Below are 13,975 nucleotides of genomic sequence, written 5' to 3' on the forward strand. Positions count from 1 at the left end.
TTCACCTGACCTTCCATGAAGAGGACGACCCCGTCTTCAGTATCCTGATCGAGACGTGCGAAGCCTTTTTCCAGAGGAGCGTTCGCAATCCAGAGCGGCCCTTCGATCGTGCGCGGCGTGCCGCCTGAAAGGCCGGCGCGCCGCTCCTGCTCGTCCATGACGATGTCGAGGAAGCGCTCGATGCCGAGACCGGCAATTAACAAGCCGGCCTCGTTCGCCTGGCCAAGCCTGGTGATGTAACTTGCCGCCGTCCAGAACTCGGTCGGCGTGAGGTCGAATTTTTCTATCGTTCGGAAAAGGTCCGACAAAATTTGCTGGACGATCGTTTTGAGGCGCTCATTGCAGCCCGGCTGGTCTAGTCCGGACGCTTTGGCGATGAGGTTCTTCACCTCGTCGGTGTCTACCAGATAACTGCTCATAACATCTCCTCCACGGTTGCAGTTGTTGAAAGCGGAATAGTGGGCAAGCTCTGCAGCGGGCATTTGTTATCGGCCCACGCTGCGGGCTCGGGCATTCGCCCTTGAGCGAATGTTTTGCGAAGCGCGCGGATCTCGCGGGGCGCATTGACAGCGGTGGCGCCGGCCAGGCGTCCATCGGACTTCAGGAACAGCCAGCATCCGCCGCCAGCATCGAGGTTGCCGCGCATAATCGCGCGGTCGGCTTGCTGCGGCAGCCCCAAGCATTGCAGGTTCGTGGTATATTGGTCCGACCAGAACCACGGAATTTCGATATAGCGGCCGGCTTTTCCGAGCGCGGCCCCGGCTGCGCAAATCGCCTGGTTCTGCGCGTTCGCCCAGGTTTCCAGCCGGATCTCCTGTCCGGCAAAATCACTGGGGTGAACGGCCACGTCGCCAGCGGCAAAAATGTCGGGATCCGCGGTCCTTCCCTGAAGGTCGACAACGATGCCGTTGCGAACCGGCAAGCCGCAACTCGCTGCAAGTTCGCTGTTTGGAGTTATGCCTATCCCAACGAGTACGTGGTCGGCGGTGAGAACTTCGCCGTCGGCGAGTGTTGCCGTCACGCCAAATTCTCCGCTGCTGATTCCGGAAAGGCTGGCAGACGTCCTTACCGACACGCCGTTGGAGCGGTGCAGGTCGAGAAGAAAATCCGATACGACTTGCGGCACGGTGCGGGCGCACAGACGGGATCCGGCTTCCAACACGGTGACCTCGACACCGGCAAGCCGCGCGGTCGCGGCCACCTCAAGCCCGATCCAGCCGCCTCCGATGACGAGCAGGCTGCCGGACTCAGCAAGGGCCGAGCGCAGCCGCAACGCGTCGGACTGGGTGCGGAGCGCATGAACGCGTGCGAGATTTTCGTCGTCCAGGCCGGGCAGTATCTTGGGCCGACCGCCGGTCGTAAGGAACAGCTTGCGATAGCGGAGGGAGCGTCCATCCGAACACACGATAAGGTGTTTCCGGCGGTCGATTTGAGTGACGCGTGTACCGCGCCAGAACTCGATACCCTCGCTCGCCGCGAGTTCTGTTGTCAGAAGCGCGAAGCTTTCGGGCGCCGAGGTCCCGCTCAGGAAGTCCTTCGAAAGTGGAGGACGCTCGTAGGGCCAGTGGAATTCATCGCCAATCAACACGACCCGACCATCGAAACCTTCGGAGCGAAGTGTTCGGGCAATCCAGGCGCCGGCCTGGCCGGCGCCTATTATGACAAAAGTGTTGTCTTCGGTAGACATGATGCGGTTCCTCAAAGAGATACCTCGATCCGCTCACCAACGATGCGGGTCGGAATGCTTTGGACCGGGGCGGTCACGGGTGCCGAACAGGGTGAACCGTCACGGATGCCGATCAGCCCCTGATGGAGGGGGCACTCGACACAGTCGCCATCGACGAAACCATCCGAAAGACGGGCTTGGCCGTGGGAGCAGAGATCGTGAAGGGCAAACACGCCATCGGCGAGCCGGAAGAGCGCGATCGGAGTTCCTGCGACGGTGACGCCATGGACCTCATCCTCTACGACGTCCGACACTGCTGCTGCATCTTTCCATTCGGGCATGGTCGCCTCCCGCTCAAATCGGATAGGCAAGCAGCGTCTGCACTCTCAAAGTGTCGAAGATGCAGCGCTTCTTCTTGAAACGGAGACCGTGAGGCGTGCGCACGATGTGATCGATGTAACGCCCTGCCTGGTAGACGCTCGTGGAGCCGCTTTGGACCGTGTTGACGACGAGATAGTTCGTCGATACGGCCCAGCCGTTCGCCTCCGCCCGCCATTCCATGCCGGAGAGAAAGTGCCGATAGGACGGCTTCTCGTAGATGTTGGCGTTCCGAAGCGACAGAACCCGGTCGCGGATCATCTTGGCACTGTCGCAATAGATGACAGGAGCCGGCAGACCGTCCTCGACATTCTCCTTCGAGATGATCTCGTAAAGTCCGTCTTCGGTGAAGAAACCGGGCCATTCCTCGAGTTTGTCATTGTCGATGGCAGCGACGTAGCTGTCCTGGAGGGACGCGAGCTGCAAACCGATGATGAAATCTTCCATGTCTCTTACTCCGCGGCCTGGGGGAGGACAGCATCAAATCCCATTAGGGTCTGGTAACCGACCCAGAACCGGCGGATCAGGCTTTCGGTGATCATCGTCTTCTGTTCATCGGGAGCGGCACGCGACATCTCGATCACCGAATGCAGTTCGCCGTCACGAGCCGTGCCGCGCTGGACAAGCTCCGTCGCCTCGGTGTCCTCCATCGACACATAGCCGGCGGGGCCGACGAGGTTCGCCTGCTTGATGCGCAAGGCGCGCAGTTCCGGCGTGTCGTCCTCGTAACCGAAGAAATGGAAGACCAATTCGTAGTGGTTCGGACCCTTCGGCAGCAGTTGTCGGGCGCAAAGCGTATTGTGGATCTGTTGCAGGATAAGCTGCGGAAAGATCGACTGGATCGCTGTGCTTGCAGGCTCGTCGAACTCCTTCACCAGCTCCAGAATCGAGGGATCCTCAAGCCGGAAGCCCTCATCGTAGGAGCGGATCTTCTGCTCCTTATAGACCTCGGAGTTTGCTTCCTCCTCGTTGCGGCCGACGAAGATCATGCTGTGCAGCCCATCGACGTCATCTGCGACGCAATGCGCTTTCATGCCGACGCGGAAGATGCTGAAGGTCGCGGTAAAGAGATGCAGGAGGCTGGCGTGATACGGGTCCTTGACGTTCTCGGTGTAGAGCTTCCAGTTGCTGTCCGAATATTGCCGGGTGCAGCCCAGATAGACGATGGGCTTGTGAAACAACCGGTCGATATAGTGGCGCATCACTGGCCCGATATGCTCGGTAAACGGCGCGACTGTATCGCTGAAAGTTGCAAACACCAGACCGCGATAGCTCTCGACTCTCAGCTGGCGGAGGTTGTGCTGCTTCGTATCGAAATCCTTCGGCATTCCGGTCGAGTCTTTCTGACCACGCCTGAACGGTACCCCCTGAAGGTTGCCCTTCGTTCCGTAGCTCCATTGGTGATAGACGCAGCTGTGCGACAGCGCATTGCCGCGCTTGAACCGACAGACAACGGCCCCACGATGGGCGCAGCGATTGACCCAGGCTGCGAGCGTGCCGTCTTCTGCACGCGTCATGACGACGGGCGTGTCACCGACGAAGGTGCTCTTGAAGTCACCGGGATTGGGAATCTCGACCTCGAAGCCGAGGAAATTCCAGGTGGGCCCGCGGTAAATCTGGTCCTGTTCGAGCGTATAGACCTCGTCGTCGCTGAATACCTTATAAGGCACCCGCGATCCGTCCGAATGCGGGAAATTGGCCACTGGCCGCTCAGGCTGTTGCTCCTGCATTGTCTTCTCCGTTTCAAGTGAGATTGTTCTTCAAAATTTCACGATCTCGTGCGACGCAGGGTCGCCGATGGCTGCTCCGCAAAACGCTCTTCGTAGTAGCGGGCGAAGCGCCCCAAGTGGCTGAAGCCGGCACGAACGGCAGCCTCGGAGACGCAGCGTGCGCCGCCCTCTCGGCTCAGGTCTCGCCGCGCGCTCTCCAGCCTGAGGTCTCGCAGGAAGCGCATCGGGCTCGTACCCTCGAAAATCTGGAAGGCCGCAAGCAGGGTTCGCTCCGGAACTTGTGAAGCGGCGGCGATGTCATTGAGCGAGAGCGGCTCGCGGACGAGCGCCGTCATGAAATTAATCGCCCGATGGACAGAGCGGGGCCGAACATGATGCTGCCGCACGCTTTCATAACGCATTGTCGTTCCTCCTCCCTCATCGCTTCCTCTTGCGTTTAAGGGAGTATGCACATTGGCTCCGGGTGTGATAATCAGCGTTTTTCGGGAATAACCTCGAACCAGGAGGAGATAATAGATGGATCGCCTGACCAGCCTGACGGCGTTTTGCCAAGTCGTCGAATGCGGCAGCTTTTCGGCCGCCGGTCGCCGCCTTAACCTATCCGCCAACATGGTCAGCAGGCATGTACAGGCGCTGGAGGGCCGATTGGGCGTACGTCTGCTCAACCGGACGACCCGTCAGGTGAAGCTGACGGAAATCGGGCGTTTGTATTACGAGCGCTCAAGCCAGGTTCTGACCGAACTCGATGATGCCGACCGCATCGTCGAAACGATGCAGACGAGCCCTCGCGGCAAGCTGCGCGTCCATGTGAATACCCACCTGGTGCGCTTCGTGGCACCGATCTTCGCCGAATATCTCAGGCTGAATCCGGCCGTCAGTCTGGACTTTGTCTCGGGCGAACGCGCCGTCGATCTGATCGAGGAGGGTTACGATCTGGCGCTTCCAACGGTCACTCCGCGGGACTCTGGTCTGATCATCAGGAGGCTATCGCCTTGGCGACAGATCGTGTGTTGTTCGCCGGCCTATCTCAAGCAGCACGCGGCACCCCGGCATCCTACCGAGCTTGCCGCCCGCAACTGCCTCCAGTACCAGTTCTTTCCTTCGGGTAACGAGTGGCGTTTTCAGACACCCTCCGGTGAGGCTGTTCCTGTCCGGGTCGGCGGCAATGTCATGACCACGAGCGCCGAGCTGCTGCGATCGCTAGCGCTCGAGGGGATCGGCATCCTGGTGGCTCCGAGCTTCCTCATTGCCGATGACATTGCCGACGGAACGCTGGTGCGGCTGTTTGAGGACTATGTTTTGCCGGAGTTCGCGATCAATGCGATCTATCCTCATCGGCGCTATCTCTCGGCAAAGGTTCGCGCACTCATCGATCTTCTGGTGGATCGCATGAGCAATCATCGTGAATGGGTTGAACAAACGCATAACGGGTCCTGAGACTATCCAAATCCCGCAAGATTTTGCAGCTGCCGGCTTCAACTGGCCGGCGCGCCAGGGCAAGTTTGGCTTCCATCGGACCAACTGAGGACCATCAACATGGAAGACAATGCATTTGCCGCCAAAGGCCTGACGGCGAACAAGATGGCAATGATCACCAAGACAGAAAATCTTTTGGTTCTGTCGCCTCATCCCGGCGATGAAGCTGCCTGGTGCGGAGGCCTCATCGCCGAATGTTGCCGTCGGGGCCGGCCGCCGTTTGTCATCGTCGTCGATGACGGAAGCCAAACGGGACCGGAAGAGACGCGCAATTCACCCGATGAACTTGCCCGGCTGCATGAAAGGGAGACCCGTGATGCCTTGGAGCGGCTCGGGCTGCCAAGCGAGCGCCTTCTCATGATGGGGCTTTATGAGGGAACGGTCCCATCGAGCGGTCCGGTGTTCGAAGCTATCGTCAACGCCGTCGCGGTCGTGATGTGGGCGCGCGACTGCGGGATCATCTGCTCTCCGGCGGCCAATGCGGGGGATCCCGAGCATATCCTCGCCCACCGAATCGCGGCCGAAGTCGCCGCCCGTTCGGGGGTGGGCCATCTTGCATATCTTGGGGATTCCCCGGTGGCAGATGGTGTGTGGCCCCTCAATATTGCTCCCCGGCTTCAAGCCAAGCAAGCCGGGATCGTCGCCCATAAAACAGCACTGTTGGCGCCGAACGCCGAAACTCGTCACCTCAGGCAGCAGTTGGAACGTTACGAAACCTTTGTGGAAATCAGCGGATCGACTGAGGATGAGGCGGCCTGATCCTGCATTCATTCTCCATCTCAATTGGGATTCGTTCGACTCTGTCAGTGGACCCGGACCTGTTGGCGACGGGCCGGCTTCGCGAAGTCAGACTGGACTAGGCGCGCTACGATACCGAGGTCGAAACTCTTAACGCAACGACCACTGCAAGATGCCGGCAGGCGGTGGAGCGTCCGCATATCGCCCGCGCTTGGGCCATTGGCAAAGAAGAAGAGAGAGCCTACATCGGGCTAGGATATGAAGATAGGAGCGTGGCAATGTTCCAGACAGCGTTGATCGAGACTACCGACAAGCCGGAGTTCTACCGTGTGCTGGCGCAGCAACTGCAGGCGCTCCTGGAAGGGGAAACTGACATGGTCGCCAATGCGGCCAATGCGTCGGCCCTGATGTTTCAGATGATGCCGGACCTCAATTGGGCGGGCTTCTATTTCCTGAAGGACGACGAACTGGTGCTCGGACCATTTCAGGGCAAGCCGGCCTGCGTCCGCATTCCTGTCGGTCGCGGCGTTTGCGGGACCGCCGTCAACGATCGGGCATCCATCCTGGTGGAGGACGTTCACGCATTTCCAGGCCATATCGCCTGCGACGCGGCATCGCGCTCGGAACTGGTGGTGCCAATTCGACATGCGGACGAGATCATAGGCGTCATCGATCTCGATAGCCCGATTCCATCGCGTTTCGACCGTGATGATCAGGCGGGGATCGAGCGGCTGGCAGAAGTCTTTGCCGCATCTTTCCGGCAATAGCTCGTACCCGCCGGCGCTGCGACGCGACCTCATCATGGCCTCGGAGCCAGTCCGCGGCGCTTCTGAAGACTACATCAGTCCTTGACGACGCGCGTGTAGGACGTCGAGGACAGCGGCGGTCCAGTTACTGTAGGCGGCCTCCAGCTCCATTTTCGCCTTTTCGAGAGCTTCCTCTCCATACAGGGCGATGAAGCTTTCTTCGTAGTAGCCATTCGTCGCCAGTTTCTCGTGGATTTCCCTCGGAAGGGCGTGAGGCGATAGCCGGCTGATCTCCTGGAAGTTATCCTTGCCAACCAGCTCCATAAGGTGAAGGCTCTGTTTCTTCCCTACAACTGCACTCACCACCGCCATCTCGCGGTCGACGTTCGGATAGTCACCAGTCATGATATGGCATTCGACAGACAGTTCGTCAGGAATACCCTGCTGCCTGCCCTTGTCCGCCTCGGGACGGATCACAAAACTTATGATCTTGCCGCTATCCGAGGCGGGGGCATGCCTGAGTGACAGCGTCTGCGGCTGGCTCGTGGCGTTCTCGCAGAGAAGCGCGTTCAGGCGAGCCAGCACGGCTTCCGCCGAACCGACGAGAGCCTGACCTCCAAGCATCGTCAGCCGGAGTTGCCCGTCCTTCGCCCGCGGTACGCTGAAGACGAAGTTGGGACCGTTAAGGTTCCTCTGCACGACTTTGAACGCGATTTGGGCATCGATGAGATCGTGGAAGAGACTCGAAGGTATCATGGCATTTATCCTTTGATAGCTCTTTCGACTCCAAACGATAAAAGAGGGGCTGCGCGTGGGACGATGCGAACCGCCGAAAGGAAGGGAATCGCGATTCGAATCGCTGTTCGCCAGCGTCGCTTCAATCGTCCACGATGTCAATTTTACCTAACGGAAGGCCAGCCAGTCCGTTGGCTGATAGGTTAGCGTTCCCTACCCGATGCCCTCTCGGCCGGCTTTTCTGGATAGACGCCGGCCGCGCTGATGCTTCACCGCTTCATTTCCGGGCACACAAAAGGAGCCTCGCCGGCAGTATACCGGTGTTCGATCAAATCCCTGCCTGCCTTTACCCGCAGCGTAAGCTGCGATTGCGAAACTGCCTGGACCTTTGCCGTGATCCGGGCGCCGTCCTCGTCCCACGAGATCTCGTCCTTCGAAGCACGGGTCCATTTCCGCAGCGCGTATGTTTCCCAGCACGAATCCATCAAAAGCGTGCCGTCGGCGAGGAAGACCAGCATGACGCCGGGAAGACCAGTCTGCGGTTTCGTTTCGACCCAAGCCCGACCGACAAGCGGATCGGAAGGCGATTGTGCTGCAAGGGCAGGCCAAGCCGCCGCGATGATCGCCATCACCAAGGCGAGTATTCTGAATTTCATCATGAAGAAAGGCTCCTGAGCCGTTGGAATCGCGCGCAAGGCAAATCGTCAGTTGCGGCGACATTGTGACCTCCTCTTTTATCTCACTTTGAACGCTGGGCCGAGATCCCCGATCAACGACCTGACCTTCAACCCGAACTTTTCGGATTGGGTGATGGGTTGGCCGATCGGATGGACCGATCCGATGCAGCCGGTAACGGGGTGGTCGGTCAGTGGGACCAGTGAGAGGGTTTTTGTCAACAGCAGAATGCGACCTAACGTACCCTGTGAAAAGCGCGTAGTCGTTTCCAGCTGCAGCCTGCAGTCCTGTTTTTCCGTCCAGAAGCTAACGCCGATTTGTCCAGAAGGTCGCGCCTCGCCACACATGGCCGAGCTAGCGGGATTTAGAAATTCCCGAACCCCGTGTCAAAGTTCCGGAAATTCGCGTCCGGCCACACTGGCTGAAAACCCAATCATTTCAATGGGTTCCAGTGGTAGCGGAGGAGGGATTTGAACCCCCGACACAAGGATTATGATTCCTCTGCTCTGACCTACTGAGCTACTCCGCCACTGGTCAACGACGCCGGTCGCGAAGCGTCGGCTCGTGGGATGTGCGGCTTATAAGGTGCGGTCCTGTCTGGTGTCAAGCAGGTGATTTCAAGAAAACCGCGACCTGGCCACTTGTCCTTTTCGCGCCCGGTTCAGGCGGCAACCGGGCTGGAAAGCAATGCCCTCAGCGAAGCTTCCGCCGCAGGCTCGCGCTCGGAACGCTCGACGAAACCGCCGCCGAAGACGCGCGCATCATCGCCCGGCGCCGAATAGAGTGCGCAGGCCTGGCCGGGCGCGACGCCGGCCTCGCCGATCGTCAGGTCAACATATATGCCGCCCGCATTGGCATGGAGAACGGCAGGTGCGGGCGCGCGGGTGGAGCGAACCTTCGCGTAGCAGGCAAAACCTTCGCCGGCCGCCGCCGCCGCGAGCGGCTCATCGCCCAGCCAGTTGACGTCGCGGAGGTAGACGCGATGTGTCTCGAGCGCTTCCTTCGGGCCGACGATGACCCGGCGGGAGCGCGCATCGAGAAAAACAACATAGAGCGGCTCGCCGGTGGCGACGCCGATGCCACGGCGCTGGCCGATCGTATAGTGGAGAATGCCCTCGTGGCTGCCGAGCACGCGCCCGTCGAGATGCACGATCTCGCCCGCAAGAGCGGAATTCGGCTTGAGCTTGTTGATGACGTCCGAATACTTGCCCTGCGGCACGAAACAGATGTCCTGGCTGTCCGCCTTCTTGGCGACGACGAGGCCCATTTCCTCGGCAAGCCTGCGGGTCTCTGCCTTCGGCAGTCCGCCGAGCGGGAAACGCAGGTAATCAATCTGCTCCTGAGTGGTCGCAAAGAGGAAGTAGCTCTGATCGCGATCGGCGTCGGCCGGGCGATAAAGCGCGCGGCGGCCAAGGTTGCCCGGCGCCGGGTTCGGCCGCGAGCGGATATAGTGGCCGGTCGCCAGCGCGTCTGCGCCGAGTTCCTTGGCGGTCGCCAGAAGATCGGCGAACTTGACGGTCTGATTGCAGGAGACGCAGGGGATCGGCGTCTCGCCGGCGACATAGCTCTCCATGAAAGGATTGATGACCGTGTCGCGGAAGCGCTTCTCGTAATCGAGTACGTAGTGCGGAATACCGAGTGTCTCGCAGACGCGGCGGGCGTCATCGATGTCCTGCCCGGCACAGCAGGAACCGGCGCGGTGAACGGCAGCGCCATGATCGTAGAGCTGCAGCGTGATGCCGAGCACATCGTAGCCCTCGCGCTTCAAAAGGCCCGCAACGACAGAGCTGTCGACGCCGCCCGACATGGCGACGACAACGCGCGTATCTTCCGGCTTCTTGTCAAAATCCAGTGTATTCACGGGTGTTGCCAATTCAGTGCTTGTTTCGCTCCGCCTTTTGCCCTGCAAATGCGGCGAATTTTCCTGCTCTTCCGGCGGGTTCGTCCGCCGGGCTTCGTGGCCGTGGATATAGAAAGGATCAAGGTGTCGCGCAAGAGGCGGGGACTTGGCTCTGTTAACGCGGCGGTTCCATGCTCGGGTCAGAGAAGAGCGTACCGTAGAGGGTCCCTGCAAGCGTCTTCACCGCGACCACAATCCGGATCGCCGAAAGCGCTGCGATCAGGACGACGCTGAATGGGCCAAGCGGTGAGAATTGCGTCAGCCGGCCGATCAGCAATGTCGCCTTGGCGTAGCTGGACGTGTCGGTGGAGCTGCCTGGCAATGAAACCGTGGTCGGCGCCGTCGGCTCGCCGCCCTGTTGCCTAGGAACAATCGCAGCCGAAATTTGTTTCTAGTACAAGGAAACGAACGATGGGCGGCACCGCTCGGCCTCCTCGCCGACGAGCAAGCAATCAGCCAGTTACATTTCAAAAGGAGGTTCAATTGACTCTCCTGGAGCGTAAGCCCAACCAGGCGGACAGCATCGCACATGCGATCTGCCATGCGTGCGAACCGCTGCCCGACCCAGCTTACACAATTGAGTTCGGCGCCTTCTTCGATCCGTATATCGGCGGCTCGAAGGTTGTGCTGCTTGGCGAGGCATCTCACGGCACGGCTGAGTTCTACCAGGCGCGCACCGCGATCACGCGCAACCTCATCGAAAATCACGGCTTCAACATCGTTGCCGTCGAGGCCGACTGGCCCGACGCCGCTCGCATTGACCGGTATGTTCGTCATCGCAATGCGCGAGCACCCGATGCCGAGGCGTTTGTACGCTTTCCCGAATGGATGTGGCGGAACCGCGAGTTCGAGCAGTTCGTCTCGTGGCTCCGCAGCCACAACGAAAACCTGACGCCGGATCGGCGCATTGAGTTCCGCGGCCTGGATATCTACTCCCTGCACGGTTCTATCAAGGCTGTGCTCGATTATCTCCGGCGCGTCGACCCGGATGCGGCTGCGGAAGCACGACGCCGTTACGCATGTCTGACGCCTTGGCAGGAGCGGCCGGCAGGCTATGCCCGCGCCATCCGGTCCGGCGCGCAGGAGGAATGCGAACCGGCTGTCGTTGCCCAGTTGCAGGAACTGCTCGCCCGCGAACTCGACCATGCCGCCGAGGATGCCGAGGGCTTCCTGGACGTCGCCCAAAACGCGCGCATCGTCGCGACCGCCGAGCACTATTACCGGGCAATGTACCGCCATGGCAATGATGCCTGGAACCTGCGTGACAAACACATGTTCGAAACGCTTCAGAAGCTGGTGGAACACCGGCCGGAGGCAAAGGCAGTGGTATGGGCCCATAATTCGCACATCGGCAACGCCGCGGCCACCGCCATGGGCTGGGACGGCCAGTTCAACATCGGGGAACTTGCGCGCATCGCCTATGGCGACGAGGCACTGCTTGTGGGCTTCGGCACCGACCGGGGTACGGTGGCGGCGGCCGACGACTGGGATCAACCGGTGCAGATCAAAACCGTCACTCCGTCGCGTCCGGATTCCTATGAGCGTGTTTTCAGACAGACGGCCATACCGAGATCGCTCACCGATCTGCGGGTCGGCCGGGACGGAACGGTGCGCGAGACACTGTCGGATCGCCGCCTTGAGCGGGCCATCGGCGTGGTCTACCGGCCGGACACCGAATTCTACAGTCACTATTTCGAAGCCGTGCTTCCCGAACAGTTCGACTGCTACATATGGTTTGAAGAAGCGAAAGCTGTAACTCCGCTTTCGGCCGCTCGCCCGCAGGGCGTGCCCGAAACCTACCCCTTTGGGCTTTGACGATGCTGCACCCCTCACGCTTTCGCAATCGTGCCGACGCGGGCAGAAGGCTTGTGGAAGCCATCGGCCCCCGGAACGATGACCCGGTCGTCCTTGGTCTGCCCCGCGGCGGCGTACCGGTCGCCTTTGAGCTTGCCCGCGGTTTACAGGCGCCGCTCGATATCTTGCTGGTCCGCAAAATCGGCGCACCGGGTTATCCGGAATTCGCCATCGGTGCCGTGGTCGATGGAAAAAATCCGCAGCGCGTGATCAACGAAGACACGCTTTCCTATTGCGGAGCTTCGCTGGACTATTTCGAACGGGAGGCGGCGAGACAGTTGGAGGAAATCGAAAGACGTCGAAAGACGTATCTCGGCAACCGCACGCCGATCGATCTTGCAGGCCGGAGCGTCATTCTCGTTGACGACGGCATTGCCACCGGCGCATCGGTAAAAGCCGGATTGAAAGGGCTGCGGCAGGCAGGTGCGGGCCATGTCACACTTGCGATCCCTGTAGCGCCGCGAACGGTGATCGAGGAGCTGAAGAAGGAAGTCGACGAAGTGGTCTGCCTGTCCGCACCGGAAGATTTGCGGGCGGTCAGCCTTCACTACGAGGATTTCGACCAGACCAGCGACGAGGAGGTCACCGAGTTGCTCGCGAGAGCAGGACAAGGCGACCTCTCCAAAGGCTGAGGCGATTCACCGTTTCAGCTTCACCTCGCCATCCTCCTCGCCATTCCAGTAATGAAGGCGATCGGCATGCACCTTGATCATCGCGACGCCTTTTGTGTCGATGCCCTCCGTGAACCAGTTGTCGAGGTCATCCGTCCAGTGCTTTTTGAAAGCCTTCTTGTCGCGGATCACTTCGGCTATGCCTTCTACGGCGATGGAGAAAGCTTTCTTTCCCTGGAACGTCAGAGACACCTTGGGATCGCTCTCGATATCAGCGACCATGCGCGAAGCTTCCCATGTGAAATAGTAGGAGTCGCCGTCGTAATCGACGTCGCGATTATTGCTCATCGGCCGACCGGCGATGGCGCCGCCTTCGGTATGGGTGCACAACATCGCCATATCGATATCGCGCATCTTCTTGGAAATATCGGAAAGACTCATCTGTGGCATCGCTCTCTCCTCCTTGACTGGAAAGGAGAAACGATCTGCGGCGCTTTAAGTTCAGTGGTGCGCGTGCGTACACTGGCCGTGATCGGCAAGGACTTCGATGACCCGGCACTGATCGACCCGGCCGTGGCCGCAGCCTTCAACCATCATTTCCAGCTCAGCCTTCAAAGCCATGAGGCTGCGAATACGCTGCTCGACCTCGATGAGGCGCGCCTTGGCGATCGCATCGGCCGAAGCGCAAGGTTGATCGGGCTCGTCCTGCAGCGTCAGCAGGGTTCGAATGGCATCGACTTCGAAACCGAGCTCGCGCGCATGACGGATGAAGGCAAGCCGGCGGACATCAGCAGGCTCATAGGAACGCTGGTTACCCTCGCTGCGGCTCGGAGCGGCAAGCAGGCCGATGCTCTCGTAATAGCGGATTGTCGGAACTTTAACGCCGCTCTGGCGCGCCGCATCGCCGATCGTGATCTTTTTCATGATTTTCTTCTTGCACCTCTAGTCGCTAGAGCATGTAGGTAGAGAGCTGCTGAAGAACAAGGAAATCCGAAATGGCGGAAGCGGCACAGGCAAAATACAGAGTTGGCGGCATGGACTGCGCATCCTGTGCGGCCAAGATCGATACGGCCGTTCGCCGCATTGCCGGGGTCGAGGACGTTTCGGTCTCCGTGACCAGCGGCACGATGACCATCAGGCATGACGGGACCAGTGATCTGAAGGCGATCGAGAAGAAAGTGACCGGTCTCGGTTACTCGGTTGTGCCAATGCACGGGAAGACGCCGAACCATGACCATACTTTGCACGCCCATGGCCACGATCATGCCGGTCATCATCATGACCATTCCGATCATGAGCACGCGCACCCTGAAAGGGAAGCCGCAGAGCTGCATGGCCATGACCATGGATCGCTGAGTGGCTCTTGGTGGCAAAGCAAGAAAGGCCGCCTGACGATCCTGTCCGGAATGGCGCTCGTCGCCGCCTACGTTGTGGGTCATCTCTTGCCGGCAATCGCCCCCTACGCC

The 13,975-nt window shown here is 60.0% G+C and carries 18 protein-coding genes and 1 tRNA gene; 6 read left to right on the forward strand and 13 right to left on the reverse strand.

What is annotated here, in order from left to right; all coding sequences use genetic code 11:
- The 6 genes from ACPYOI_RS30685 to ACPYOI_RS30710 all read right to left on the reverse strand — a co-directional run.
- A partial coding sequence (locus ACPYOI_RS30685) for a dioxygenase (RefSeq protein ID WP_481423817.1) occupies window positions 1-419 on the reverse strand: 419 nt, incomplete at its 3' end.
- Window positions 416-1,687: an NAD(P)/FAD-dependent oxidoreductase gene (locus ACPYOI_RS30690; RefSeq protein WP_481415913.1), complete on the reverse strand. Its 1,272-nt coding sequence runs from the start codon at window positions 1,685-1,687 to the stop codon at window positions 416-418. The genes ACPYOI_RS30690 and ACPYOI_RS30685, both read right to left, overlap by 4 nt.
- An 11-nt stretch (window positions 1,688-1,698) precedes the next feature.
- Window positions 1,699-2,007, reverse strand: coding sequence for a non-heme iron oxygenase ferredoxin subunit (locus tag ACPYOI_RS30695; protein ID WP_481415912.1), 309 nt, complete (start codon window positions 2,005-2,007; stop codon window positions 1,699-1,701).
- A 13-nt stretch (window positions 2,008-2,020) separates the two neighbouring features.
- Window positions 2,021-2,491 (reverse strand): anthranilate 1,2-dioxygenase small subunit AndAd, encoded by a 471-nt coding sequence (gene andAd, locus ACPYOI_RS30700; protein ID WP_481415911.1) that lies wholly within the window; start codon window positions 2,489-2,491, stop codon window positions 2,021-2,023.
- Between the two features lie 5 nt (window positions 2,492-2,496).
- Entirely contained in the window at window positions 2,497-3,774 is a 1,278-nt protein-coding gene (gene andAc / locus ACPYOI_RS30705; RefSeq protein WP_481415910.1) for an anthranilate 1,2-dioxygenase large subunit AndAc, read from the reverse strand.
- Window positions 3,775-3,812: 38 nt separating this feature from the next.
- Window positions 3,813-4,175 carry a helix-turn-helix domain-containing protein gene (locus ACPYOI_RS30710; protein WP_481415909.1) on the reverse strand — a complete coding sequence of 121 codons (363 nt, stop codon included), beginning with the start codon at window positions 4,173-4,175 and terminating at the stop codon, window positions 3,813-3,815.
- A 115-nt stretch (window positions 4,176-4,290) separates the two neighbouring features.
- On the opposite strand from ACPYOI_RS30710, the gene ACPYOI_RS30715 reads away from it, so the two are divergent.
- The 3 genes from ACPYOI_RS30715 (at window position 4,291) to ACPYOI_RS30725 (ending at window position 6,755) form a co-directional block, all read left to right on the forward strand.
- Window positions 4,291-5,211 (forward strand): LysR family transcriptional regulator, encoded by a 921-nt coding sequence (locus tag ACPYOI_RS30715; RefSeq protein WP_481415908.1) that lies wholly within the window; start codon window positions 4,291-4,293, stop codon window positions 5,209-5,211.
- A gap of 99 nt (window positions 5,212-5,310) precedes the next feature.
- Window positions 5,311-6,009 carry a PIG-L deacetylase family protein gene (locus ACPYOI_RS30720; protein ID WP_481415907.1) on the forward strand — a complete coding sequence of 233 codons (699 nt, stop codon included), beginning with the start codon at window positions 5,311-5,313 and terminating at the stop codon, window positions 6,007-6,009.
- A gap of 257 nt (window positions 6,010-6,266) precedes the next feature.
- A complete protein-coding gene (locus tag ACPYOI_RS30725) occupies window positions 6,267-6,755 on the forward strand; it encodes a GAF domain-containing protein (RefSeq protein WP_481415906.1) in 489 nt (162 codons plus the stop codon).
- A 69-nt stretch (window positions 6,756-6,824) separates the two neighbouring features.
- Here ACPYOI_RS30725 and ACPYOI_RS30730 read toward each other — a convergent pair whose 3' ends face one another.
- The 5 genes from ACPYOI_RS30730 to ACPYOI_RS30750 form a co-directional block, all read right to left on the reverse strand.
- The gene (locus tag ACPYOI_RS30730; RefSeq protein WP_481415905.1) at window positions 6,825-7,490 is read right to left on the reverse strand and encodes a hypothetical protein; all 666 of its coding nucleotides are present in this window, start codon (window positions 7,488-7,490) and stop codon (window positions 6,825-6,827) included.
- A gap of 248 nt (window positions 7,491-7,738) precedes the next feature.
- Window positions 7,739-8,128, reverse strand: coding sequence for a hypothetical protein (locus ACPYOI_RS30735; RefSeq protein WP_481415904.1), 390 nt, complete (start codon window positions 8,126-8,128; stop codon window positions 7,739-7,741).
- 468 nt (window positions 8,129-8,596) lie between these two features.
- Window positions 8,597-8,673: transfer RNA gene (locus ACPYOI_RS30740), tRNA-Met, on the reverse strand.
- Between the two features lie 132 nt (window positions 8,674-8,805).
- Window positions 8,806-10,005: a tRNA 2-thiouridine(34) synthase MnmA gene (gene mnmA, locus ACPYOI_RS30745; protein WP_481415903.1), complete on the reverse strand. Its 1,200-nt coding sequence runs from the start codon at window positions 10,003-10,005 to the stop codon at window positions 8,806-8,808.
- 154 nt (window positions 10,006-10,159) lie between these two features.
- Window positions 10,160-10,366, reverse strand: coding sequence for a hypothetical protein (locus ACPYOI_RS30750; RefSeq protein WP_481415902.1), 207 nt, complete (start codon window positions 10,364-10,366; stop codon window positions 10,160-10,162).
- Between the two features lie 161 nt (window positions 10,367-10,527).
- On the opposite strand from ACPYOI_RS30750, the gene ACPYOI_RS30755 reads away from it, so the two are divergent.
- Both ACPYOI_RS30755 and ACPYOI_RS30760 read left to right on the forward strand, forming a co-directional pair.
- Entirely contained in the window at window positions 10,528-11,859 is a 1,332-nt protein-coding gene (locus tag ACPYOI_RS30755) for an erythromycin esterase family protein (RefSeq protein ID WP_481415901.1), read from the forward strand.
- Between the two features lie 2 nt (window positions 11,860-11,861).
- Window positions 11,862-12,530 carry a phosphoribosyltransferase gene (locus ACPYOI_RS30760; protein ID WP_481415900.1) on the forward strand — a complete coding sequence of 223 codons (669 nt, stop codon included), beginning with the start codon at window positions 11,862-11,864 and terminating at the stop codon, window positions 12,528-12,530.
- A gap of 6 nt (window positions 12,531-12,536) precedes the next feature.
- Here ACPYOI_RS30760 and ACPYOI_RS30765 read toward each other — a convergent pair whose 3' ends face one another.
- Window positions 12,537-12,959: a pyridoxamine 5'-phosphate oxidase family protein gene (locus tag ACPYOI_RS30765; RefSeq protein ID WP_481415899.1), complete on the reverse strand. Its 423-nt coding sequence runs from the start codon at window positions 12,957-12,959 to the stop codon at window positions 12,537-12,539.
- 51 nt (window positions 12,960-13,010) lie between these two features.
- Window positions 13,011-13,433, reverse strand: a complete 423-nt coding sequence (locus ACPYOI_RS30770; protein ID WP_168831591.1) for a MerR family transcriptional regulator — start codon at window positions 13,431-13,433, stop codon at window positions 13,011-13,013.
- A 71-nt stretch (window positions 13,434-13,504) separates the two neighbouring features.
- Between ACPYOI_RS30770 and ACPYOI_RS30775 the strand changes: the two genes are divergently transcribed.
- Window positions 13,505-13,975: heavy-metal-associated domain-containing protein (locus ACPYOI_RS30775; RefSeq protein ID WP_481423818.1), on the forward strand; the 471-nt coding region annotated here is incomplete at its 3' end.

This window comes from Rhizobium sp. SVR5-2C (genome assembly GCF_056755115.1).